Annotated in this window: 19 protein-coding genes; 15 read left to right on the top strand and 4 right to left on the bottom strand. The window is 68.3% G+C overall.

Annotated elements, in window-relative coordinates:
* Positions 1 to 149: 149 nt before the first annotated feature.
* The 9 genes from OO71_RS07380 (at position 150) to OO71_RS07420 (ending at position 13,020) form a co-directional block, all read left to right on the top strand.
* The gene (locus OO71_RS07380; protein WP_033288889.1) at positions 150 to 1,688 is read left to right on the top strand and encodes an FG-GAP-like repeat-containing protein; all 1,539 of its coding nucleotides are present in this window, start codon (positions 150 to 152) and stop codon (positions 1,686 to 1,688) included.
* A gap of 41 nt (positions 1,689 to 1,729) precedes the next feature.
* A complete protein-coding gene (locus OO71_RS07385) occupies positions 1,730 to 4,336 on the top strand; it encodes a lectin (RefSeq protein WP_063740016.1) in 2,607 nt (868 codons plus the stop codon).
* A gap of 206 nt (positions 4,337 to 4,542) precedes the next feature.
* The gene (locus OO71_RS07390; protein WP_033288890.1) at positions 4,543 to 5,877 is read left to right on the top strand and encodes a serine hydrolase domain-containing protein; all 1,335 of its coding nucleotides are present in this window, start codon (positions 4,543 to 4,545) and stop codon (positions 5,875 to 5,877) included.
* Positions 5,878 to 5,886: 9 nt separating this feature from the next.
* Positions 5,887 to 7,536: an ABC transporter substrate-binding protein gene (locus OO71_RS07395; RefSeq protein ID WP_156096214.1), complete on the top strand. Its 1,650-nt coding sequence runs from the start codon at positions 5,887 to 5,889 to the stop codon at positions 7,534 to 7,536.
* Between the two features lie 4 nt (positions 7,537 to 7,540).
* A complete protein-coding gene (locus OO71_RS07400; protein ID WP_033288892.1) occupies positions 7,541 to 8,506 on the top strand; it encodes an ABC transporter permease in 966 nt (321 codons plus the stop codon).
* On the top strand, positions 8,503 to 9,447 hold the full coding sequence (locus tag OO71_RS07405) for an ABC transporter permease (protein WP_084144764.1): 945 nt from the start codon (positions 8,503 to 8,505) through the stop codon (positions 9,445 to 9,447). Before OO71_RS07400 ends, OO71_RS07405 begins: the two co-directional genes overlap by 4 nt.
* Complete coding sequence (locus OO71_RS07410) at positions 9,444 to 10,409, top strand: ABC transporter ATP-binding protein (protein WP_033288893.1); 966 nt, start codon at positions 9,444 to 9,446, stop codon at positions 10,407 to 10,409. Before OO71_RS07405 ends, OO71_RS07410 begins: the two co-directional genes overlap by 4 nt.
* Positions 10,406 to 11,392 (top strand): ABC transporter ATP-binding protein, encoded by a 987-nt coding sequence (locus OO71_RS07415; protein WP_033288894.1) that lies wholly within the window; start codon positions 10,406 to 10,408, stop codon positions 11,390 to 11,392. The genes OO71_RS07410 and OO71_RS07415 overlap by 4 nt, the downstream gene beginning before the upstream one ends.
* Positions 11,393 to 11,430: 38 nt before the next feature.
* Positions 11,431 to 13,020, top strand: a complete 1,590-nt coding sequence (locus OO71_RS07420) for an N-acyl-D-amino-acid deacylase family protein (RefSeq protein ID WP_033288895.1) — start codon at positions 11,431 to 11,433, stop codon at positions 13,018 to 13,020.
* Positions 13,021 to 13,023: 3 nt separating this feature from the next.
* Here the strand turns inward: OO71_RS07420 and OO71_RS07425 are convergent, their stop codons facing one another.
* The gene (locus OO71_RS07425; protein WP_033288896.1) at positions 13,024 to 14,604 is read right to left on the bottom strand and encodes a PucR family transcriptional regulator; all 1,581 of its coding nucleotides are present in this window, start codon (positions 14,602 to 14,604) and stop codon (positions 13,024 to 13,026) included.
* Positions 14,605 to 14,696: 92 nt separating this feature from the next.
* On the opposite strand from OO71_RS07425, the gene OO71_RS07430 reads away from it, so the two are divergent.
* The 3 genes from OO71_RS07430 to OO71_RS07440 are packed head-to-tail and all read left to right on the top strand — an operon-like array spanning position 14,697 to position 17,822.
* The gene (locus OO71_RS07430) at positions 14,697 to 15,560 is read left to right on the top strand and encodes a hypothetical protein (protein ID WP_033288897.1); all 864 of its coding nucleotides are present in this window, start codon (positions 14,697 to 14,699) and stop codon (positions 15,558 to 15,560) included.
* Positions 15,557 to 16,666, top strand: a complete 1,110-nt coding sequence (gene menC, locus OO71_RS07435; RefSeq protein ID WP_033288898.1) for an o-succinylbenzoate synthase — start codon at positions 15,557 to 15,559, stop codon at positions 16,664 to 16,666. The genes OO71_RS07430 and menC overlap by 4 nt, the downstream gene beginning before the upstream one ends.
* Positions 16,667 to 16,712: 46 nt before the next feature.
* The gene (locus OO71_RS07440; protein ID WP_033288899.1) at positions 16,713 to 17,822 is read left to right on the top strand and encodes a serine hydrolase domain-containing protein; all 1,110 of its coding nucleotides are present in this window, start codon (positions 16,713 to 16,715) and stop codon (positions 17,820 to 17,822) included.
* 46 nt (positions 17,823 to 17,868) lie between these two features.
* On the opposite strand, the gene OO71_RS07445 is transcribed toward OO71_RS07440, so the two are convergent.
* The 3 genes from OO71_RS07445 to OO71_RS07455 form a co-directional block, all read right to left on the bottom strand.
* Positions 17,869 to 18,765 carry a hypothetical protein gene (locus OO71_RS07445; RefSeq protein ID WP_033288900.1) on the bottom strand — a complete coding sequence of 299 codons (897 nt, stop codon included), beginning with the start codon at positions 18,763 to 18,765 and terminating at the stop codon, positions 17,869 to 17,871.
* A gap of 312 nt (positions 18,766 to 19,077) precedes the next feature.
* Positions 19,078 to 19,491, bottom strand: coding sequence for a Dabb family protein (locus OO71_RS07450; RefSeq protein ID WP_033288901.1), 414 nt, complete (start codon positions 19,489 to 19,491; stop codon positions 19,078 to 19,080).
* Complete coding sequence (locus tag OO71_RS07455) at positions 19,475 to 20,629, bottom strand: MFS transporter (RefSeq protein WP_033288902.1); 1,155 nt, start codon at positions 20,627 to 20,629, stop codon at positions 19,475 to 19,477. Before OO71_RS07455 ends, OO71_RS07450 begins: the two co-directional genes overlap by 17 nt.
* Before the next feature lie 100 nt (positions 20,630 to 20,729).
* Between OO71_RS07455 and OO71_RS07460 the strand changes: the two genes are divergently transcribed.
* From OO71_RS07460 to OO71_RS07470, 3 genes are all read left to right on the top strand, one after another.
* Positions 20,730 to 21,308, top strand: a complete 579-nt coding sequence (locus OO71_RS07460) for a TetR/AcrR family transcriptional regulator (protein WP_156096215.1) — start codon at positions 20,730 to 20,732, stop codon at positions 21,306 to 21,308.
* Between the two features lie 245 nt (positions 21,309 to 21,553).
* A complete protein-coding gene (locus tag OO71_RS07465) occupies positions 21,554 to 22,765 on the top strand; it encodes an FAD-dependent oxidoreductase (RefSeq protein ID WP_033288903.1) in 1,212 nt (403 codons plus the stop codon).
* Complete coding sequence (locus tag OO71_RS07470) at positions 22,762 to 23,175, top strand: cupin domain-containing protein (RefSeq protein WP_051791203.1); 414 nt, start codon at positions 22,762 to 22,764, stop codon at positions 23,173 to 23,175. The genes OO71_RS07465 and OO71_RS07470 overlap by 4 nt, the downstream gene beginning before the upstream one ends.

Consider the following 23,175-nt stretch of genomic DNA (forward strand, 5'->3'; position numbering starts at 1 on the left):
CCCCGTTACCGGAGCGCACAACGATTTCCCGGTCCTCGCGGCTCCCTGCCGGCTCCGGCGGGAGGGAGCCGCGCGGAGCCGGGGGCCACGCCGCTCGCCCGAGCGGGTTCGGATCTCGCCACCGTCGCCGTGACCGGAGGAAGCCGCCCATGCTGCTCCGTCGTTTGCTTGCCGTCCTTGCCCTCGCCGTGAGCCCGCTCGTGGCTGTGCCGCCGTCCGCCGGTGCGGCCGCGCTCGGACCTGCCGTGCGGATCATGCCGCTCGGTGACTCGATCACCGCGGGTGCGGGCAGCGCCACCGTGTCGTCCTACCGGGCTCCACTGTGGACGATGCTGGCCGGGGAATCCCGCTATTCCCCCAGATTCGTCGGTACCCAGACGAACGGCAGCCTGCCCGGCCCGGCCAACGAGGGCCACAGCGGGTACACCATCGACCAGATCACCGCGGGCATCGGCGGCTGGCTGGCCTTCGACCGTCCGGACGTCGTGCTGCTGCACATCGGGATCAACGACCTCGACCGCGGGATCGACATCGCGAACGCGCCGGCCCGCCTGCACAGGTTGCTCGACCGGATCTACGCCGACCGGCCGGATGTCACCGTGCTCCTGCTCGGCCTGATCCCGACCTCGGCCGGGCTGGAGAGCCGGGTCGCCGCGTACAACTCGGCCGTCAAGGGCTTCGCCGCGGGGGAAAACCAAGCCGGGCACCGGTTCCGCTATGTCGAACCGCCCGCGCTCACGTCCGGGGAAATGCAGGATCACCTGCACCCCAACGACGCCGGGTACCGCCGGATGGCGGAAAGTTTCTCCGGTGCCCTCGCGAAGGCGTATTCCGATGGGTTGTTTTCCGCGCATCCGCCGCTCGGCGCCGCGACCGAATCCGGCGGCTCGGGCAAGATCCGCTGGGCTGATTTCGACGGGGACGGCCGGGCCGATTATGTGACCATTGCGTCGAATGGTGCAGTGAACGTATTCCTCAACCGCGGTGGCGACGGGCACGGCGGCTGGCAGGCACTCGGTCAGGTCGCCACCGGATTGACCACCGACCCGGCCCGCGTCCGGCTCGCCGATTTCGACGGCGACGGCCGGGCCGATTATCTGCTGATTGCTCCGAATGGCGCGGTGAGCGTTTATCTCAACCGCGGTGGCGACGGGCACGGCGGCTGGCAAGCGCTCGGTCAGGTCGCCACCGGATTGACCACCGACCCGAGCCGGGTGCGGTTCGCCGATTTCGACGGCGACGGCCGCACCGACTACCTCCTGATCGCCCCGAACGGCGTGGTCACCGCCTATCTGAACCGTGGCGGTGACGGCCACGGAGGCTGGCTGGGTCGCGGTCAGGTCGCCGGAGGAACCACGACCGACGCCAACAGTGTCCGATTCGCCGACCTCGACGGCGACGCGCGAGCCGATTACGTCACGATCGCGCCGAGCGGTGCGGTGAATGCCTTCTTCAATCGCGGTGGGGACGAAGAAGGCGGCTGGCAATCGATGGGCCAGGTCGCCACGGGAGTGACCACCGATTCGAGTGCCGTCGCGCTGGCCGATTTCACCGGTGGCGGCAATGCGGATTACCTCCTCCTCGACAAGAGCACGAATGCCGCTTCCGTCTATTCCTGGGAAGGCGGCGACGGACACGGCAGCTGGAATTACCGCGGCACAGTCGCGGGTGGCGTGCCGGTCAGCTGATTTTCCCCGCGAAACCCCGAAGAGAGAGATGAGGCTGTGCGATGAGAGTGCTCGCGAGACCGCGTAGCGCCGCAGTCGGCTGCGCGCTGGCGCTGGCGGTCGCCGGACTGTCGGCGGTCCCGGCGCAAGCCGCCCCGCAAGCCGCCCAGGCGGTGGCCGATCCGGCGTCCCTGGTGAACCCGTTCATCGGAACGACCAACGACGCCAACGACTTCCCCGGCGCCGACGCCCCGTTCGGCATGGTCCAGTGGAGTCCCGACACGAACTCCCGCCCGCCCGGCGGCGGCTACAACTACAAGGACTCCACGATCACCGGTTTCAGCCTCACCCACATCGCCGGACCCGGCTGCGGTGCCGCGGGTGACCTGCCGGTACTGCCGACCACCGGCGGGGTCAACTCGTCGGCGAACGTGAACTTCTCGCACGCCAACGAATCCGCGTCCGCCGGGTACTATCAGGTGAAGCTCGACAACGGCGTGAACACCGAGCTCACCGCCACCACGCGCAGCGGCATGGGCCGGTTCACCTTCCCGGCGGGCAACCAGTCCAACCTCGTGTTCAAAGTGGACAAGAGCCAGAACGCCACCAGTAACGCACAATTCAGCGTGGTGTCGAACACGCAGGTGCGCGGACAGGTCACCAGTGGCCAGTTCTGCGGCGCCGGAAACAAGTACACGGTCTACTTCGACATGGTTTTCGACCGTCCATTCTCGAGCAGCGGCAGCCGGTCGGTCACGTTCGACACCTCCGGAAACCAGGTGGTACAGGCAAAAGTCGGGCTCAGTTACGTCTCGTCCGCCAATGCCGCCGCGAACCGTGCCGCGGAAAACTCCGGCTGGGACTTCAACGGTACCCGCGCCGCGGTGGCGAAATCCTGGAACGACCAGCTGAACAAAATCAAGATCACCGGTGGTTCGGCGGATCAGCAGAAAATGTTCTACACCGCGCTGTACCACTCCCTGCTGCACCCGAACGTGATCAGTGACACCAATCGTCAGTACCCCGGATTCGACGGCCGCACGCACACCGTCGACGCCGGGCACGATGCCGCGTACGGCAACTACTCCGGTTGGGACATCTACCGTTCGCAAGCGCAGCTGGAAGCGTGGGTCGCGCCGAAGGTCGCGTCCGACACCGCACAGTCCATGGTGAACGACTACCAGCAGACCGGCATTTTCCCGAAGTGGTCGGAAAACAACGGCGAATCGTACGTGATGGTCGGTGACCCGGCGGCCGCCATCATCGCCGACTACTACGCCTTCGGCGCCCGCGACTTCGACACCGCCACCGCGCTGCGCGGCCTGGTTGCCCAAGCATCGCAACAGAACAACGACCGGCCAGGCGTGAACTATCTCAACAACCCGGGTTACCTGCCGCATGACGGACAATACGGCTGCTGCAATTTCTACGGTTCCGCAGCCACCACATTGGAATACGCGACCGCCGACTTCGCCTTGTCTGCGTTCGCCGGTGCGCTCGGCGATACCGCAAATCAGCGCACGTACCAGAACCGCGCGCAGGATTGGCGCAACCTGCTCAACCCGCAGTCCGGGTTCATCCAGTCCCGCAATGCCGACGGCAGCTGGGTGTCCAATTTCGACCCGACCGGCGACACCGGCATGGTCGAGGGCGATTCGTTCATCTACACCGGCATGATCCCGTTCAACCTGGCCGGGCTCACCCAGGCCAAGGGCGGCCCGACGGTGATGAACCACTACCTCGACACCGTGCTGCGCAGCTACAAGGGCGAAAACGGGTACGCCTGGGTCGGCAACGAGCCCAGCATCGAGCTGCCGTGGGAGTACGACTACACCGGGGCGCCGTACCGGACGCAGGAGACGGTCCGCTCGATCCAGCAGCAGATCTGGCGCAATGCGCCGGACGGCCTCGCCGACGGCAACGACGACCTCGGGGCCATGAGTGCCTGGTACGTGTGGTCGGCGCTCGGCATGTTCCCGGAGACCCCGGGTACCGCCGACCTGGCGCTGGGTTCGCCGGTGTTCACCCAGGCCGTGGTCACGCTCCCGTCCGGGCAGGCGCTCACGATCAACGGCAACGGCGCCGCGGACAACGCGCCGTACGTGCAGTCGGCTTCGTGGAATGGATCGGACTGGAACAAGGCGTTCGCCCCGCCCGGCGCGGTCAGCTCGGGTGGCACGCTCACCTACAACCTCGGCACCGCGGCCAACCGCTCGTGGGCCTCGGACCCGTCGGCCGCGCCGCCGTCGTACGCCGGGGACACTCCGGGACCGGCCCGACCCCGGGTCGGGCCGGTGACCTCGGGGGTCGGGGCGAGCATCTGCCTCGACGACGCGAACTCGAAGACCGCCGACGGCACCCCGATCCAGATCTACGGCTGCGACTCCACGTACGCCCAGGACTGGACCGTCGGCACCGACAGCACGCTGCGAGTGCTCGGCAAGTGTCTCGACGTCGACCACTCCGGTACCGCCGATGGCACCCACATCCAGCTCTGGTACTGCAACAACAGCGGGGCCCAGCAGTGGGTGGCGGACAACGGATCGCTGCGCAACCCGAACTCCGGGAAGTGCCTCGATGTCCCGGGCGGCACGACCAAGGAATCCACCCAGGTCCAGCTGTACACCTGCAACAACAGTCCCGCACAGAAGTGGAATCTGCCTTCTTGAGAATGGGGGAGTAGCACTCGGTACCCGGGCTGCCACGCGGTGTTGCGACACCGTGAGGCAGCCCGGGTCCTGCTTTAGCCGGGGGCACAAGGCCGGGGCCGAATGTCTGGGCTCTCGTCCAAGGATCTGCGTTTCCGCCGGGCTCGATACTGACGCCCATCGACCCGTCGTGGTCGGGACACCGCAGTCCCGGAGGTTTCAAGCAGATGAGAGCACCCGCGTCCCCGGCGCTGGACCAGGCCTGCCGTACGGCCTTGCACGAACGGTCCTTCGCCACCGGCCTGTCGATGGCGGTGACCGATCGCGACACCGTGCTCGCCGCCGGCACGTTCGGGCTCGCCGACCAAGCCGCCGGCCTGCCGGTCACCGGCGACACCCTGTTCCAGATCGGGTCGATCAGCAAAGCCTTCACCGCCGTCCTGCTGCTGCAGGCCCGCGACACGGGACTCGTCGACCTCGACCACCCGGTCACCGAGTACCTGCCGTGGTTTTCCGTCCGGTCGGCGCACGAGCCGATCACTTTGCGGCACCTGATGTCCCACACCGCCGGGATCATCGAGGGCACCGACGTTTCCGGCGATTCCGCCTTCGAGGTGTGGGCGCTGCGCGACACCGAGGCCACCACCCCGCCGGGAACCTGGTTCCACTACTCGAACGTCGGGTACAAGGCGCTCGGGCTCGTGCTGGCGGCGGTGCACCGGCGGCCGTACTCCGAACTCCTCGGCGAACTCCTCGCCGCACTGGGGATGCAGACCGCGGTACCCGCGATCACTCACGAAATCCGCACCCGCAGCGCGGTCGGCTACGAACCGCGGTACGACGACCGTCCGCCGCTCCGCGAAGACGGCGTGGTCCCGGCGACCTGGCTGGAGACAGACACCGCCGACGGCAGCGTCGTGTCCACTGCGGTCGACATGACGGCATGGCTGCGGCTGCTGATGGGCGGGCGGCCCGACCTGCTGTCCGAGGCCGCGAGAAAGGAGCTCCTCACCCCCGCGATCCGGATCGAGGAGGAGGGGTGCTCGTACGGGCTCGGCATGCTGATCGGCGAGTTCGGCGGGCGCCCGCACGTCTGGCACACCGGCGGCATGATCGGGTACCACGCGGCCGTCGCCTGCGATCTCGACACCGGGATCGGGGCCGTGGTGCTCACCAACGGCGTCGGTCCTTGGCAGGAAACCGCCGTGCATCTGATCGCGGCGACCCGGGAGCCGGTACCCGAGTTTTCCTTGCCGGACAAGAAACCTCCGGCCCCGCCACCACCGGAAGACCCACCGGAACGCTGGGCCGCGCTGGTCGGCCACTACCGCTGTCACAACCCGTGGCTGTCGAATCTCCACGTTTACGCCCACGAGGCGAAGCTGTGGGTTTCGGTCTGCGGCGGCGCGCCGGAGGAACTCGTCCCGCTCGACGACGGCTCCTTCCGCGTCGGCGCGGACGCGCGGCTCCCCGAACGGCTGCGGTTCGACGTCTTCCTCGACGGGTCCGCGACGCGGGCCGACTACTCCGGCTGCCCCCTCTACCGCACGTTCACGCCTTAGGTGGCTTCGATGACGAACCGCTTCCGCCGCGCGGTCGCCGCGCTTCTCGCCGTGGTGCTGGCCGCTGGTGGCCTCGCCGCGTGCGGCCGGGCCGAAAGCGAGACCGCCGACGGCGGGATCTACCGGCTCGGCGCCGACCAGCCGATCGATTCGCTGAACCCGTTCGTGTCCGTCGTGACCATGGCGTTCTCGGTGTTCGAGCAGATCTACCCGACCCTGGTCCAGCTCGATCCGCAGGACAAGTACGCCCCCGAGTTCGCCACGGACTGGACCACCTCCGAAGACGGCCAGACCTGGACCTTCCACACCCATCCCGGCGCGAAATGGTCCGATGGCGAACCGCTGAGCGCCGAGGACGTCGCGTGGACGCTCAGCACGATCGCGCAGTTCCAGGACGGGCCCACCGCCGGTCTCGCCAACTACGTGATCGACCTCGACACGGCAACCGCGCCCGACGCGAACACCGTGGTACTGCACTACAAGAACCCGGTCTCGAACGTGCTGAGCCGCCTGATGAGCGTGCCGATCCTGCCCCGGCACATCTGGCAGCAGTACGCCGAGGGGGACGGACAGGCGCTCACGACGTTCCCCAACAACGCGCCGATCGTGTCCGGCGGACCGTTCGTGCTGGTGAAACACGAGCCGAAGCAGATTGCGATGTTCAAGCGCAATCCCGCGTACTACGGCCCGAAACCGCACATCGCCGGGTTCGGCATCCAGTTCTTCAGCACCGACGACGCGATGATCACCGCACTCAAGAGCCACCAGCTCGACGCGGTGCAGAGTGTGCCCGCCACGTCGGTCGGAAACCTCGAATCGTCCGGGTTCAAGGTGATCTCGTCGCCCGGCATGCGGTTCGACAGCATCACGGTGAACGCGAACCCGAAACAGCAGGAAGCACATCGGGAGCTCACCGATCCGTTGCTGCGCGAGGCTTTCGACCACGCCATCAACCGCGCCGAGATCGTGAAGACCTCGCTGCTCGGCCACGGCCGTCCGGGCGGGTCGATCATCGCACCCGGCACCGCCGACTGGGCCGATCCCTCGATCAAGCCGGCGTCGTTCGACCTCGACCTCGCCAATCGCCTGCTCGACCAGGCGGGCTTCCGCCGCGGGCCGGACGGGACGCGGATCGCGAACGGTCACCCGATGGTGTACCCCATCATCCTGCCCGAGGACACCTACAGCGGCGCCGGCTTGCGGTCGTTCCAGATCATCCGCGGCGACTTCGCCCGGATCGGCGTGCGGCTCGAACCGCGGCTGCTGGACAACGCGGCGGCGAACGCGGCGGCCATGGCGAACAAGTCGGCGGACTTCGCGATGACCATGTGGGGCTGGAGCGGCGGCACCAGCGACCCGGACGACACGCTCAACTACCTCACCTGTGCCAGCTGGGAAATCCTCAACGACACCGGGTACTGCAGCAAGGAGTTCGACGACCTCTACGCCGATCAGGGCGAGGCGATGGACCCGGCCGAGCGGCACGACGTGGTGAACCGGATGCAGCAGGTGGCCGCACGGGACCGCGCGCTGCTGGTGATCGACTACCCCGATTCGATCGAGGCGCATTCGCCGTCCTGGGAGCTGCAGCAGGTCGGCGGGGACTCGTTCTCGTCGGAATCGAAGATCCCGCTGCTGTCCGCGCGAAAGGTGGGCTGAACCGATGCGCAGTCTCGACTACCTGCTCCGCCGCGGGATCTTCACCGTGGTGACGATCTTCCTCACGGTCACCGCGAACTTCTTCCTCTTCCGGGTGCTGCCCGGCGACGCGGTCAGCAACCTGTCCCGGGTCCCGCACGCCACGCCGGAGCTCCAGCACGCGCTGGAGGCCCGGTTCGGGCTCGACAAGTCCAAATGGGACCAGTACCTGATCTATCTCAAGAACCTGCTGCACGGTGACCTCGGCGTGTCCTTCACCTACCAGCAGCCGGTGAGCCACCTGCTGGTGGAGGACCTGAAGAACACCGTGCTGCTGGCCGGGGTCGGCACGCTCGGCGCGATCGTCTTCGGCATTCTCTCCGGCGTGATCGCGGCCTGGCGCCGGTCGTCGGCGCTGGACCACCTCAACACCGGGCTGGCGACGCTGGTGTACTCGTTCCCGTCGCAGTGGCTCGGGCTGGTGCTGCTGATCCTCTTCGCCGGGGTGCTGCCCGCGGGCGGGATGGCGGACCTGTTCGTGTTCGACAGCCCGCCGTTCTGGCAGAACGTCGGTGACGTGGCGAGCCACATGGTGCTGCCCACTGCCACCCTGATCCTCACCGCGTACGGCGGTTACACGCTGGTGGTGCGGTCGTCGATGCTCGAAACCCTGGGCGAGGACTACGTGCTCACCGCGCGGGCGAAGGGCCTGTCCGACCGTCGCGTGGTGTGGCAGCACGCCGTGCGCAACGCGATGCTGCCGATGGTCACCATGGTCGCGCTCGACCTCGGGTACGTGGTGGGCGGCGCGGTGCTGATCGAGGTGATCTTCAGCTGGCCGGGCATCGGCATGGCCACCTACACCGCGCTCAGCCAGCGGGACTACCCCATGGTGCAAGGCGGTTTCCTGCTCCTGACCGTTTCGGTGATCCTGCTGAACTTCATCGCCGACCTCGTCTACTTCCGCCTCGACCGAAGGGTCAGCGCATGAGTACGTCCACCCTTCTCGCCCCCGATGTGGGCGGGATGCGCCGCACCGGGATCTTCCGGAAAGTGCTGCGGGAGCACAAATCCGCGGTCGCCGGGCTCGTGGTGCTCGGGTTTTTCGTGGTGCTGTCGATCATTGCGCCCTACGTCGCGCCGTACAGCACCACCGAACGGTCGTGCGCGGTGTTCGAACCGCCGTCCGCGCACCACTGGCTCGGCTGCGACGACGGCGGCGTGGACATGGTGTCGCTGCTGATGCGCGGCGGGCAGACCTCGCTGGTCGTCGGGTTCACCGCGACGCTCGTGGCGATGGTGCTCGGCGGGACGATCGGCATCCTGTCCGGCTACTTCGGCGGCTGGGTCGACGCGGTGCTGATGCGGGTCACCGACGTGCTGCTGGTGCTGCCGGACCTGGTGCTGGCCATGGTGATCGCCGCGGTGTGGGGCCCGAGCCTGTTCCACGTGATCCTGGTGATCGGCCTGCTGGAATGGACCACTACGGCGCGGATCGTACGGGCGGAGGTGATGTCGCTGCGCGAGCGCGCGTACGTGAAACGGGCGCGCGGGCTCGGGGCGAGCAACACCCGGGTGATCGTGCGGCACATCCTCCCGCAAGCCGGTCCGCTGCTGATCGCGAACACCGTGCTGACCGTGTCGGTGGCGATCTACCTGGAGACCGCGCTCGCGTTCCTCGGCTTGGAGGACCCGAGCGTGACCACGTGGGGAACGATCCTGGAACACGCGTTCGCGCGGACGGCAATCAGTTCCGGCGCCTGGTGGGCGATCGTGCCCGACGGATTCGTGATCGCCGCGGTGAGCATCGGCTGCTTCCTGCTCGGGCGGGCCATCGAGGACGCGCTGAACCCGCGGCTGAAGGTCTCGCACCTGTCGGGGCGCCGGTGGCGGATCCGAGTGCTGGCGGGAAGAGGGGCGGACGCGCGATGAGCGTGCTGGAGTGCAGTGATCTGCACGTGTGGTTCGACCTGCCGGGCGGTGGTCAGGTGCATCCCGTGGACGGGGTGAGTTTCTCCCTCGCGGCGAGTGAACGGTTCGGGCTGGTCGGGGAATCGGGTTGCGGGAAGTCGACGACGATTCTGGCGTTGATGGGTTTGCTGCCGCCGACTGCGACGGTCGCGGGGCGGGTGTGCATTGACGGTACCGAGATTCTGTCCGGTGGTGAGGAATCGGTGCGAGGGCATCGGTGGCGGGACATCGCGATGGTGTTCCAGGGGGCGATGAATGCCCTGAACCCGGTGAAAACGGTCGGCTGGCAAATTGCCGAACCGATGATCGCGCACGGTTTCGCGCGCCGGGCGAAAGCGCGGGAGCGGACGCGGGAATTGCTGGAGCTGGTCGGTATTCCGGCGGCTTCGGTGGACCGGTACCCGCACGAGTTCTCCGGCGGGATGCGGCAACGGCTCTCGATTGCGATGGCCTTGGCGTGCGAGCCGAAAATCCTGCTCGCCGACGAGCCGACGACCGCGTTGGACGTCATGGTCCAGGCCCAGATCCTGGAGTTGCTGACCCGGCTCACCGAGGAACTGGGTATGGCGTTGGTACTGGTCACCCACGACCTGCCACTGGTGTCGCAGTTCTGCCATCGCGCGGCGGTGATGTATGCGGGGAAAATGGTGGAGGACGGTCCGGCGGACAAGCTGAGCTGGGAATCGCAGCACCCGTACACGCGGCTGCTGTTCGCGGCGACGCCGGATCTGTACGGCGCCGAGGAGGTCGTCTCCATTCCCGGTGCGCCGCCGCGGCTGGACCAGGAGATCACCGGCTGCCCGTTCCGGCCCCGGTGTGACGTGCCGATGGACCGCTGCGCGGGCGAGCTGCCGTTGTTGCGGGCGACCGGTCCGGGCCACCGGGCGGCGTGTTTCCACACCGAGAGCATGGTGACGTCATGAGCGAGGCGCTGCTGGAGGTCGAAGACCTCTCGATCCATTACCCGATGCGCCGCGGCATGGTGGGGACTCTCGCGCGGCGGCCGCGCAATGTCGTGCACGCCGTCGACGGCATCAGTTTCCGGCTGGGGCGCGGGGAAATGGTCGCCGTGGTGGGGGAGTCCGGCTGCGGGAAGTCCACTACCGCCAAAGCGATCTGCGGTCTGGTGAGCCCGACCGGCGGCACCGTGCGGCTGGAGGGGAGCGCGATCAGCGGGCTGCCCGAACGCCGGTTGCGGCCGATCCGGCGCCGGGTGCAGATGATCTACCAGGACCCGTACGAATCGCTCGACCCGCTGTGCCGCGTCCGCGACATCCTGGCCGAGCCGATGCTGATCCACGGCATCGGCGGGTCGCGGGCGGAGCGGGAAAAGCTCGCCGAGGAAGCGCTGGAGCGCAGCGGGCTTTCCCCGGCGAGCGCATTCCTCGCCCGGTATCCGCACGAGCTTTCCGGCGGGCAGCGGCAGCGGGTCGCCATTGCCGCCGCGCTGGTGCTCGACCCGGATGTACTGCTCGCCGACGAACCAGTGTCCATGTTGGACGTTTCCGTGCGCGCCGGGGTGCTGTCCCTTTTGGACACTCTGCGCAAGGACCAGGACACCGCCATCCTGATGATCACCCACGATCTGTCCACGGCCGCGCATTTCGCCGACCGGATCGTGGTGATGTACCTCGGGCGGATCGTCGAGCAGGGTCCGGCGCACGACGTCATCCACAATCCGCAGCACCCTTATACGAAAGCGTTGCTGTCCGCGGTACCCCGGCGGGACCGGCAGGAACGCGCGAAACCGCAGCTGCTGTCCGGGGAGACGCCGGACCCGGTGGACATCCCGGACGGCTGCCGGTTCCGGTCGCGCTGCCCAGTCGGCACGGCCGACTGCGAGCGCACCGACCCGCCGCTGGTCACGGTGGGCGCAGGCCACGAGGTCGCATGTCTGTACGCCTGATCATGTCCCGCCCGGCCGCGCCGAGGGAAAGGAGCACCATGCCCGCCGATTTGGTGATTCGAGGAGGCTCGGTTGTCGACGGCACGGGCGGCCCGGCCCGGCTCGTCGACGTGGCCATCGCCGGCGACCGGATCGAAGCGGTCGGCGAGGTGCCGGAGACCGACGTGCCGGAGCTGGACGCCGCGGGATGCGTGGTGGCGCCGGGGTTCATCAACGTGCTGAGCCATGCGTACGAGACGCTGCAGCTGGATCCGCGCGGGCTGTCTGACCTGTATCAAGGGGTGACGACGGAGGTGTTCGGCGAGGGCCGGTCGATGGGGCCGGTCACCGGGCGGATGACGGATCTGGTCGCAGCCGAACCGCCGCTCTTCGGCATGCGGACCAGCTGGCCGCGGCTCGGGGATTTCTTCGCCGACCTCGCCGCGGCCGGGCTGGGGCTGAACATCGCGAGTTTCGTCGGCGCGGAAAACCTGCGGATGCCTTTTGCCGGTACCGAAGATCGGCCGCTGACCACGGATGAATTGGCGGCCGCGTGCGCGTTGCTGGACGAGGAATTGGCGGACGGCGCGCTCGGCGTGGGTTCGGCGTTGATCTATTCGCCGGGCAGTTATGCGTCCACGGAGGAATTGATTGCGTACGCCCGGGTTTTGGCGCGCCATGATGCGTTGTACATCTCGCACATCCGCGGGGAATCGGACCGGCTGGTCGATTCCGTGGACGAGCTGATCCGGATCGCGCGGGAATCGTCGGCGCGGGCGGAGATCTATCACCTCAAGGCGTCCGGGAAACAGAACTGGCCGCTGATGACGACGGTGCTGGAGCGGGTAGCGCAGGCTCGCGCCGAGGGCCTCGGGGTGACCGCGGACATCTACCCGTACGACGCGGGTTCCACGTTCCTGTCCGCCTTCATCCCGCCGCGCTTCCACGAGGGTGGCCACGCGGCGCTGGCGGAGCGGATCGCCGACCCCGTAACGCGCAAGGAGATCAAGGCGGCCATCCTCGATCCTGGTCAGGACTGGGAGAACCTGTACCTGGGTTCCGGCGGTGCTTCCGGGATCCTGCTGCTCGGGACCGGCGCTGATCATCTGAAGGGGCATACGCTCGCCGAGGTCAGCGCCCATCGGTGGGACAGCGATCCACTGGACACGTTGCTGGACCTCGTGACCGCGGAGCCGAAGCTGATGGTCGCGGAGTTCACCGCCTCGGAAACGGACGTGCGACGTGCTTTGCAACAGCCGTGGGTCTCGGTGTGCACAGATTCCGAGGCGATCGCGGCGGAACCGCCGTTCACCGACACGTCCATCCATCCCCGGACGTACGGTGCTTTCGCGCGAGTGCTGGGCCCGTGGGTGCGGGAAGGCGTGCTGCCGCTCGAGGAAGCGGTCCGCCGGATGACGAGCCTGCCTGCGTCGAACCTGCGCCTGCCGGACCGCGGCGTGCTGCGGCCGGGTGCGTTCGCCGATGTGACGGTGTTCGACCCAGCGGCAGTGCAGGACAACGCGACGTACCTGAACCCGCACCGATATGCGGACGGGATGCGGCACGTACTGGTGAACGGCCAGGCGGCACTGCGGGAGGGCCAGCCGACGGGGGTTTTGGCGGGTCGTGCCCTGCGGCGGGGGCGCTGAAAGTCACCAGCCCAGCTGGTCTCCCAGCCGCAATCGGAGCCACAGGACCAGCCGCTCATCCGGGTCGGCCAGATCGAAGCCGAAGATCTCCTCCGCGCGCGACAGCCGGTACCGGATTGTGTTCGGGTGTACCGAAAGGCGCGTCGACGCGGCCGCGATGTCGCCGTTTGTGTCCAGGTACGCCAGGATTGTCGGGGCGTACGTCGTTCCGTGGTCGGCGTCGTGTGCCCGGACTGCCGGACCCAGTCGTCGCGGCAAGGACTCGTGTGTCGCCAGGATTTGGGCCAGTACCGACAGCGTCGCGCCTGCCCAGACTTCGTCGATCGTTGCTACCTGGCAAGGTTCCGTGGGGCGTTCGCTCAGCGTGCGGAGTACCAAGTCCGCGTCGGCGCGGGAGGTTGCGATGGCGCGTAACCCCTTGACCACCGAACCGAGCCCCGCCTGTACCGGCATCCGCAGCGCACCATTGGCCCGGCGCGCGATGTCGGCGACCAGTTCCCGGTGGGTGGGACCGTTCGGCAGCAGCGCGTACACCGTCCCGTCGATCAGCGCGCACCCGTGCCGTCCGTAGTGGGCTTCGCAGTGCAGGCTCACCAGGTCGGCCAGCCGGGCGGCCGCGTGGGCCGCGAGCACGTCCTCGGTGTCCGCGGACGCCACGGTGAACGCGGCGACTGCCACCGGGGCGTCCGGTTCCAGGCCGAGCTGCGGGGCGACCGCGGTGACGCTGCTCGGGTCGGCGAGCAGGCGGCGTAACAGGTCCGCGCGCCGCCGCCGGACCACGTCGACCGCCGTCCGGGCCGCGAGCAGGTGCAGTGCGGCGATGTCCGAAGCGTCGAAAAGAGCCTGCTCAGCGGCCTCGTCGAGGTTGTCCTCGGCGTCCACGACCCAGATCGACCCCAGTATCTCGCTGCCCGCGCGCACGGCCACCCCGAGCCGCGGCAGCCCGCCGGGGATGGGCGGGAACCGGCAGGTCCGCCGCTCATGGGTGAGGGCCTGGTACTGCTCGTCGTAGTAGTCCGGCGCGTGCGGCACCTGCAGGCCGAGGATGCCCTGGCGGCGGCCGTCGTCGATGGGCTGGCCGGGCACCGTCGAGTACGCCAGGATCCGTCGGTGCGGGTCCTCGATCGACGTCGCACCGCCCACCATCCCGGCAATCGCGTTGGCCAGCGCGAAGAGGTCACCGGCAGCGGGCGCGCCGGGTACCCGCACGGTGGGCGCCAGCGCCGAGGAGATCATCGCCTCCAGGTGGTGCCAGGCCACGGCTTCGTCGGCGGCCAGCAGCACGAGACCTGCGCCTTCCGCGGCGGCGGCCAGCTCCGTCACCGGCTCGCCGAAGCTCTTCACCACCAGCCCCGCGTACCCGGCGTCCGCGGCCGCGACGACCAGGTCCTTCCCCTCGGCCGGATCGGCCCCGACCGCGAGCAGGATCGTGTCCCGCGCCGGTGGCAACGGCGTGCGCCGTTCGTGGATCAGCACACCCGACACCGGCACCCGCCGGTCCGGCAGCGGCGTGACCGGCCGGAGCAGCGAAGTGCCCAGCGCGTCGAGAACCTGGCCGAGATCGGGTATCTCCGGGTCGAGCATCCTCACCTCTTTAGCCAGACGCACAAAACATTCGCGGAATCTCTGGACTGGCACTGTATGCACCCGGCCGAGCTGCCCGCGAGGCTGTCAGCATGCACGTTCCCTCAGGTGTGCCGCGGGCCGCCCCTGCGACCGTACCCCCCTTCGCCGAGACCGGGGCCACCGAAACCGCTTTGCGCGCCGCGAACCGCGCCGGGGTCCGGATCCGGCTGGCCGGGGATGTCCCGACGGTCGAAGCGGTGTCACGGTTCCTCGCCGGGGTATGGCAGACGCCGGAAACGCAGCCGCCTTTCGGCACCGACGCCTTGCGCGCCTTCGCCCACGCGGGCGGCGCGGTGCACTACGCCGCCGACGGTGACGGCATCCTGGCCGCCTCAGTGCTGATCTTCTGCGCACCTGCATCGCGCGCCGTGTACTCGATGATCGCCGCTGCCCGCACCAGTGACCGCGGGGTCGGCTTCGCGCTCAAGCAAGCGCAGCGCGGGTGGGCGCTCGAACAGGGCGCCACCACAATGGTCTGGACCTTTGACCCGCTGGTCAGCCGGAACGCGCATTTCAACCTCGCCAAGCTCGGCGCCCGCGGTACCGAGTACACAGTGGACTTCTTCGGGCAGATCGCCGACGGCGTCAACGGAGCGGACGAAACCGACCGGCTCACCGCGGTGTGGCCGCTCGAACACCCGCGCCCGGCCCGCCTCACCGGACCCGACCTGCACACCGCGGACCTCGACCCCCGCCGCGCCCCGGACGGCGAACCGTTCCTCGCCCACGACGCGACCGGACACTGGTGCCGCGTCCCGACGGACATCGTCGCCACCCGCCGCGAGGACGGACGGCTCGGCGCGCAGTGGCGGGCGGCCGTCCGGGATGCGCTGGCGCCGCTTTTCGCCGAGGGCTTTGCCGCGACCGGCTTCAGCCGGTCCGGCTGGTACCGCCTGAGCCGGGAGTCCGCATGAAGATCGAGCTGATCGACCTGATCCAGGTCCGGCTGCCACTCGTGCGCCCGTTCCGGACCTCGTGTTCGGTCGACACCGAGCGCGACACCCTGCTGCTGCACGTCGTCACCGACACCGCGGAAGGCTGGGCGGAGTTCGGCGGCGACCCAGAACCGTTGTACAGCCCCGAATTCGCGGCCGGTGCCGAACGTATTCTGCGCGACCACCTCGTCCCGCGGGTCACCGCGCTGCTGCGGCCGGACGCCGCTCGGATCGCCGGGGTGATGGCGCCGGTCAAGGGCAATCCGATGGCGAAGGCGTTGCTCGAAACGGCAATTCTCGACGCCGAATGCCGGACGTATGCGATGCCGTTGTCGACCTATCTCGGCGGTGTGCGGGATCGCATTCCGGCGGGGGTGTCGGTCGGGATCACGGACACGATCCCGGAGCTGCTGGGTACGGTCGCGGGCTACCTGGCCGAAGGGTACGTCCGGATCAAGCTGAAGATCGAGCCCGGCTGGGACCTGGAGCCGGTGCACGCGGTCCGTGCCGAATTCGGGCCGGACCTCGTCCTGCAGGCCGACGCCAACACCGCGTACACGCTCGCCGACGCCGCACACTTGCGCCGGCTCGACGAGTTCGGCCTCGTCCAGCTCGAACAGCCGCTGCCCGCGGACGACCTGGGCGGGCACGCCGAACTGGCGAAACTCCTGCGTACCCCGATCTGTCTCGACGAATCGATCTGCTCCGCCCGCGACGCCGCGTTCGCGATCCGGCTGGGCGCGTGCCGGATCGTGAACGTCAAGCCAAGCCGCGTCGGCGGGTACCTCGAAGCCCGGCGGATCCACGACGTCTGCGCCGCGCACGGGATTCCCGTGTGGTGCGGCGGAATGCTCGAAACCGGCATCGGCCGCGCGCAGAACCTCGCCCTCGCCGCGCTACCCGGTTTCGTGCTGCCGAACGACATTTCGGCGTCCAGCCGGTATTACGCCTCCGATCTCACCGAGGCATTCGAACTCGAGGACGGCTGTCTGTCCGTTCCGGACGGTCCCGGCGGTGGCGTCACGGTGGACCCCGCCGCGCTGCGCCGGTACACGGTCGCCTCGCAAACGCTCTTCTCGGTCTGACCCAGGTCCCCCCGGCAACGACGCCGGACCGGTGGAAGGAGACAGTATGCGAGGGTTGACGAGTGCTGCCGCGGCAGTGGCGGTGACGGCGGCTTTGGTCGCCGTACCTCCCGCGTCGGCCGCGGCGCGGTGCGACATGAAACCCATCCAGACCGCGCTGGCGGCGTTGAAGAACATCAATGCCGCACCGGGAATCGTCCTCACGGTGAAGAGCCCCGGCTGCGGGGTGTGGTCCGGCGGCGTCGGTGTCGCGGACCGCGCGACCGGCCGCAAGATCAGCGGCGACGAGCACAGCCGGATCGGCAGCGACACGAAGACGTGGACCGCCGTCGTCGTGCTCCAGCTGGTCGCGGAGGGCAAGCTCAAGCTCGACGACACTGTCGACCACTACCTGCCGGGCCTCGTCGACACCCCGCAGTACGACGGGCGCGAGATCACCATCCGGGACCTGCTGCAGCACACCAGCGGCCTGCCGGACTACGCGGAAAACGACTACTGGGCCGACGATCAGGAACACCGCTGGGACCACACGGAGCCGTTGTTCACCGTGCAGCAGGCACTCACGATGGACCCGCCCGAGCAGACGGCGTCGGGCTTCTACTACTCCAGCACGAACTACAACCTGGCCGGGCTGATCGTCGCGAAGGTGACCGGCCGGAGCATCGGCACCGAAATCACGCAGCGCATCATCCAGCCGCTCGGCCTGTGCGAAACCTACTGGCCCGGCGACCAGACCACGATCCGCAAGCCGGACCTGCGCTCCTACACCAAGGGCGTCGACACGACGGAGTGGAACACCTCGGAGGCGGATGCGTCCGGTGAGCTGATTTCCACCGGCCCCGACACGACGGCGTTCTGGGCTGCATTATTGAGCGGAAAGCTGCTGCCGCCGTCACTGCTGACGGAAATGAAGCGCACCATTCTGGACGACAGCAAGCAGGGGTACGGGCTCGGAGTCCAGAAGTACCAGCTCACCAAGGACCTGGTCACGTGGGGCCACAGCGGCGGCATGGCGAGCGGCCACAACTTCTGGAACGCAGTCACCGGCGACGGCCAGCGCTCGGTCACGATGCTGATCAACAGCGACGGCTACACCAACGCCCAAGCCCGCAAAATCGACAACGTAGGCGGCACCCTGGTCCACGACATCCGCTGACCATTTCCCGGCGAGTGCGGTGGTTCTCGGTACTGCCGCACTCGCCTTACTCTTCTGGCCGGACGATCCGCGCCTCGTCCCCGTTACGGCGCCGGACGGCCAACCGCCCGTCCCCAACTGCTGCAACCACCATCGCCCGCCGCCGCTTGACCTGCGTCTGCGGGGATTTGGCCCACTCGTCGGCCAGCACCTGGTCCTCCCACAACGCCGCAAGATCCGGGTCCCGCCATTCCCGCTCGGCGAGCAGCTCCCAGAGCCGCGCATCGAGCTCGGCAAGCCGGGCGTTGCGCTGCTTGCGCCCACCGTAGGCGCGGGCTTTCGCCCGGAGCTGCCGATTGTGTGAAGGCGTCCACAGCAACGGATTGGGCCGATGCATCGTATCGAGATACATCGAGCCAAACGCGGACGAAGCAGCCCGGAGCTCCTGCAACGACCGCGCACCAGGCTGCTGATTCTCTCGGAGCGCCGTCCGCCGATTGACCACCTCGACAGCATGCTTGGCCAGAAAATACATACTCCACCAAGGCTCCCGATAACCCACGGCCCTCGACAACCGCCGCGCGACCTCGTGCGCCTGCTGGTCGTCCAGACACCACTCATGGACCGCCCGCGCTTCCGCCAGCTCGGCGTCCAGCTCCTCGACGGTAGCCACCCGCCACGCCGCCACCCACGCGGCATCGGACCACTTCGCGCGAACCAAGTCGTGAAGCTCCCCGTCCGCCTTCGCGACCGGCGCGTGAACCTTGCCGCAGCCAGTACAGTCGTAATCCGCAGCCAGCAAATCCGGTGTCCAGCCCCGAATCGCCGCCGCCCCGATCACCGCCGCGCCACACTCCGCACACGACAGAACCCCATCGCCGACATACCCGGTATCCGGCTTGACCTCCCGAGCCTCCGGCCCTTTCGCCCGCCGCAACACCTCCGCCGCCAGCTCCGCGTCCACCTTCCGCAGCACCCCCTCCCAAGCCCGAGCCCGTGCGCGCAGTGTAGTAACACCCCAGCATTCCGTGAAGGGAACCTTCACGGAATCAGATTCCCTCATGGTTCCCTTCACGGACTTCCCCCACCCTCCCACCGCAGCCCGCGCACCCCACGAAACCCGGCAGCCCAGCCCCCGCCCTGCACCCCGATACGAAGCCGAAACACGGTCTGAGGGGCTTGTCAAGGCATCTTTCCCGCCTTGACAAGCCCCTCAGACCGTAGTCACAATCCCGGCTTCGGGGTGCCCCCCCGCAACAGTTCCCAAGAGAAACCCTCAGGAACGTGATCCCGGAGCAGCACTCCCTTCATACTCCCCAAGATCGGAAACCAGCCGAGTCAACTCCGGATCACTGTCATACCTCCGCTGATGCAGCTCAGCAATCCTCTCCGCCACCTCCGGATCCAGATCATCCGTAATGTCAAACGAAGTAAACCGATCCAGCAACGGCAACCCGATCCGATCAGTGTGCCGATGCGCAGGATGCACCAAATACTCCCAATACCCAGCCAAATCCTCGATCACGAACATCGCCCCGTAAGCAAAATCCCCACCATGATCCCGGCCGACCACAAACGACCGCACCGACGGAATGGACCGCCCCTGAACCCGCAAACTCTCCAGCGCAGAATCAATCTCCTCCTGACTGACCCCATCCTTGAACGTAAACCGATTACCGTGGTAAATCATCGAACTTCCTTCCCTTTGATGAAAACACTCCGCCAAGCACAGCGGAAGCTGTCGCCGCAAAACCGGCCCACCAGAACGCCCCACCGACCCCAACGGCGTGAACAACCGGCTCCACCAGCAGCGGCGAGAAAAACTGACCGAGAAAAATCGCGGTAACCAGCCCGCTCAACACCCGCCCCCGACGTTCCGGCGAGGCAAGCTCACTCAGCCGCAGCGTCAGGTTCGGGACCGCGAACCCCACCCCGGTACCCCCGACCAGCAACCCGACTGCCGCACCCACCGCGTCCCCGGCAAGACCGACCACCACCCAGCCAAGCCCGAGCAGCCCGATACTGACCGCAGTGATCACCGGTGACCGCAACCGCCGCCGCAGAGCCGGGAAGGAAAACGCCGCAACAGCGCTGCTCAATGTGCTCCCCGCAACCACGAATCCGACGAGCGCAGGTGCGGTGAGCAGGAACGGCACCTGCGTCGGGCCCATGTAGAACACCAGCGTCGCGGCGAGTGCCACCGCGTAAATTCCCAGCGCGCGACCAGGCAGTTTCGACCCGGTTCTCAGTCCCGGTGGCCGTGGCCGGTCGTGCACCGCGGCGATCGCGAGCAGGGCGACCACGGCGGCCACCGCGTAGAGCCAGAAGGGGACCCGCCAGCCGAGCGTCGCGAGCACCCCGGCCAGTGGCAGGAACACGACCCCGCCGAGGCTTGCGAACGCCTGCTGCAGCCCGAGGAACGAAGCGCGATCAGGCCCGTCGAACCAGTCGGTGATGGTCGCCGTGACCGCCGTCATCACCCCGCCGACGGCCACCCCGAGCAGGGCCCGCGTGACCAGCAGCACCGGGAGGTCGGTGACGAAGAACCCGGCGGTGCCGGCGAGCGCGTACAGCAGCAGCGCGGCGACGAGCACCGGACGGCGCCCGATCCGGTCGGCGAGCAGCCCGGCCAGCGGGGCGCTGATGCCGATCATGAGCGAGGTAAGCGTCATCGCGAGGCGGACGACCAGTCCGGCACCGAAGGCCTGCTCCATGGCGGGCAGGCTGGGCGCGATGATCGCGGGCGCCATGATGGTCAGGGAAGCCGCGGCGAGAACGGTGCCGCGGGCGAGGGAGCCCGGCGCGGTCCGGGCGGCTGGTTTCGTCATGCCCCGAGAATCACTCCGGACGGCACCGGCCCGCGTCGGCAGGAATTGCCTATTCTCGCGGGCGTACGTAGACGGCGCAGCGGCTGTTAACCTTCCAGCTGTGGTGCCCCCTCCCGGTCGTCGAGAGCGCAAGAAAGCCGCTACCCGCAAGGCTATTGCGGACGCGGCGCTGCGGTTGTTCCTCGAACGCGGGTACGCCGAGGTCGGGGTGCGGGAGGTCGCGAACGAGGCGGACGTGGCGACCGCGACCCTCTTCGCCTACTTCCCCTCGAAGGAAGCGCTCGTCTTCGATTGCGAGGAAGCCGAGGAATCGGCACTGGTCGAGGCGGTCACCGGGCGCGCACCGGGAGTCTCGATCCCGGAAGCACTGCACCGGAAGTTCCAGGCCGACCTGCGCGACGCGGCGGGCCTGCCCGAGTTCCGCAGGCTCATCAGCGAAACGCCGGCGCTGCGCGAGTACGCCGACCGGATGTGGCTGCGGTACGAGAAAACTCTCGCGGCCGCCATCGCCGCGGAGCTCGGCTACTCCGACCCGCCACCCGCTTGCCGGGCGCTCGCGCGCTTCGTCCTCGACGCCCGGGTGCTGGTGCGCGAGGAGGCGGATCCCGTCGCGGCGACGGAGCAGATCTTCGCCCTCATCTCGTCCGGCTGGGACCGGATGAGCACCGCACTGACCTAGGGCAAGCCTGCCACTGCCCAACCGGCTCGTTCCGCAGATCAGGGTAGTTCGGCCCAGCCCCCGGTGACCCGTCGGTGGCGCGCGGATGCACCCGCGCGCTCGTCGAGCACGCCTCAGCCCCCGTCCCGGCAGCATCCGCCGCACCGCGATGTCCCCCGACCAGGCGGTAAAAAGTTGTGCCGTTGCAAACTTGGAACAGTTCCGAATATAGTCCGGGTAGTAGTTCAACCCGGAGAGGAGCACCAGTGACCACTTCGCCTCGGATCGCGATCATCGGCGGCGGGCCCGGGGGCCTGCTGTGTGCCCGCGTCCTGCAGCTGCACGGCCTGCGCCCCGCGGTCTACGACGCCGATGCGGCCGCGGACGCCCGTGATCCCGGTGGCACCCTCGACCTGCATGCGGATGCCGGGCAGATCGCGCTGGAGGACGCCGGGCTGATGGCCGCGTTCCAGGCTCTCGCCCGGCTCGAAGGCCAGGCCAAGACCAGCCGTGACCACCACGGCAACCTCGTGGACGAGTTCGTCCCGGCGGACGGCGACAGCGCCGCGCCGGAGATCGACCGTGGCCAGCTGCGGATCATGCTCGCGGACCACGTCGAGGCCGGCACCGTCCACTGGGGACACAAACTCGTGCTGGCCACCGCTGCCGGCGCGGGAACGCACCGCCTCGAGTTCGCGAACGGTTTCCGTACCGAGGCCGACCTCGTGATCGGTGCCGACGGTGCGTGGTCGAAGGTGCGTCCCCTGGTCACCGACGCGGCGCCGCGGTACCTCGGGGTCTGCTTCCTCGACACCCGGTTCGACGACGTGGACGTCCGGCATCCCGAGATCGCCCGGATGGTCGGCGACGGGCACCTCTTCGTCACCGACAGCGCGGGCCGGGCGGTGATCGTCCAGCGCAACAGCAACGGGGTGGTCCGCGGGTACGTCGCTTTCCGCGCCGAGGAGGATTGGCCCGTCGCGGCCGGGGTGGACCTCGCCGACCGCGCCGCCGTCCGGGCGTATCTGCTGCGCCAGTACAGCCAGTGGTCCGCGGTCATGCGCCCGCTGCTCACGGACAACGACAGCGACTACCTCCTGCGCACCTTCTCGGCCCTGCCTGCCCCGCTGACCTGGGCGCACGTCCCCGGCGTCACCCTGATCGGCGACGCGGCCCACCTCATGGCCCCCTTCGGCGGGCACGGCACGAACCTCGCGCTGCTGGATGGCGCGGAACTCGCCCACGCGATTGCCGGGGAACCGGACCTCGACGCGGCGATCACGAGGTACGAAACCGAAATGTTCGCCCGCACCGCCGATCTCGCGGTGAGCTCGAACAAGGCTCTCGAAGGGTTCTTTTCGACCTCCGGCGTCCTTCACCGGCCGCCGGATCAGGGCGAAGAACACCGCGACTACGAAGCCCGCGCCGCCGAATACCGGCGCAAGCGGGCGCGGGGAAAGGAAAACACTCCGTCATGAGTGCACCACCGAGCGACGTTCCGGTCCCGTTGACCGGACGGCCCGTGGCCGCCGGCGCCTTCCTGTTCGATGACCCCGAGGGCATCGGCGTCGCTGAATACTGGGCCATCTCACTGGAAGGCAAGGACTACGGCGTCGATGTTTCCTACCTTCAGCTCAGTACCACGCGAATCGGGGTCTCCCCGCCCCTGCACGAGCATCCGTATCCGGAAACGGTGGCCGTTTTCGAGGGTACTGCCGAATTCACCGTCGGCACTGAGAAAATCGTCGTGCACGGTGGGCAGCGGCTGATCATCCCGGCCGGTACTCCGCACCTTTTCCGGACCCTGGGCCCCGGCCGCTATCAGCATTTCGCGCACCATCTCAGTGCCGAGTTCGTCACGACGTTCCTCGAAACCGGAACCGGCTGA

It is taken from the genome of Amycolatopsis jejuensis (genome assembly GCF_000717335.1).
GTDB lineage: Bacteria > Actinomycetota > Actinomycetes > Mycobacteriales > Pseudonocardiaceae > Amycolatopsis > Amycolatopsis jejuensis.

Coding starts and splice junctions, on each gene's coding strand:
- OO71_RS07385 (WP_063740016.1), top strand. CDS start 1,730: ATGAGAGTGCTCGCGAGACCGCGTAGCGCCGCAGTCGGCTGCGCGCTG.
- OO71_RS07415 (WP_033288894.1), top strand. CDS start 10,406: ATGAGCGAGGCGCTGCTGGAGGTCGAAGACCTCTCGATCCATTACCCG.
- OO71_RS07425 (WP_033288896.1), bottom strand. CDS start 14,604: ATGCTCGACCCGGAGATACCCGATCTCGGCCAGGTTCTCGACGCGCTG.
- OO71_RS07380 (WP_033288889.1), top strand. CDS start 150: ATGCTGCTCCGTCGTTTGCTTGCCGTCCTTGCCCTCGCCGTGAGCCCG.
- OO71_RS07395 (WP_156096214.1), top strand. CDS start 5,887: ATGACGAACCGCTTCCGCCGCGCGGTCGCCGCGCTTCTCGCCGTGGTG.
- OO71_RS07440 (WP_033288899.1), top strand. CDS start 16,713: ATGCGAGGGTTGACGAGTGCTGCCGCGGCAGTGGCGGTGACGGCGGCT.
- OO71_RS07400 (WP_033288892.1), top strand. CDS start 7,541: ATGCGCAGTCTCGACTACCTGCTCCGCCGCGGGATCTTCACCGTGGTG.
- OO71_RS07450 (WP_033288901.1), bottom strand. CDS start 19,491: ATGATTTACCACGGTAATCGGTTTACGTTCAAGGATGGGGTCAGTCAG.
- OO71_RS07470 (WP_051791203.1), top strand. CDS start 22,762: ATGAGTGCACCACCGAGCGACGTTCCGGTCCCGTTGACCGGACGGCCC.
- OO71_RS07405 (WP_084144764.1), top strand. CDS start 8,503: ATGAGTACGTCCACCCTTCTCGCCCCCGATGTGGGCGGGATGCGCCGC.
- menC (WP_033288898.1), top strand. CDS start 15,557: ATGAAGATCGAGCTGATCGACCTGATCCAGGTCCGGCTGCCACTCGTG.
- OO71_RS07455 (WP_033288902.1), bottom strand. CDS start 20,629: ATGACGAAACCAGCCGCCCGGACCGCGCCGGGCTCCCTCGCCCGCGGC.
- OO71_RS07410 (WP_033288893.1), top strand. CDS start 9,444: ATGAGCGTGCTGGAGTGCAGTGATCTGCACGTGTGGTTCGACCTGCCG.
- OO71_RS07430 (WP_033288897.1), top strand. CDS start 14,697: ATGCACGTTCCCTCAGGTGTGCCGCGGGCCGCCCCTGCGACCGTACCC.
- OO71_RS07390 (WP_033288890.1), top strand. CDS start 4,543: ATGAGAGCACCCGCGTCCCCGGCGCTGGACCAGGCCTGCCGTACGGCC.
- OO71_RS07420 (WP_033288895.1), top strand. CDS start 11,431: ATGCCCGCCGATTTGGTGATTCGAGGAGGCTCGGTTGTCGACGGCACG.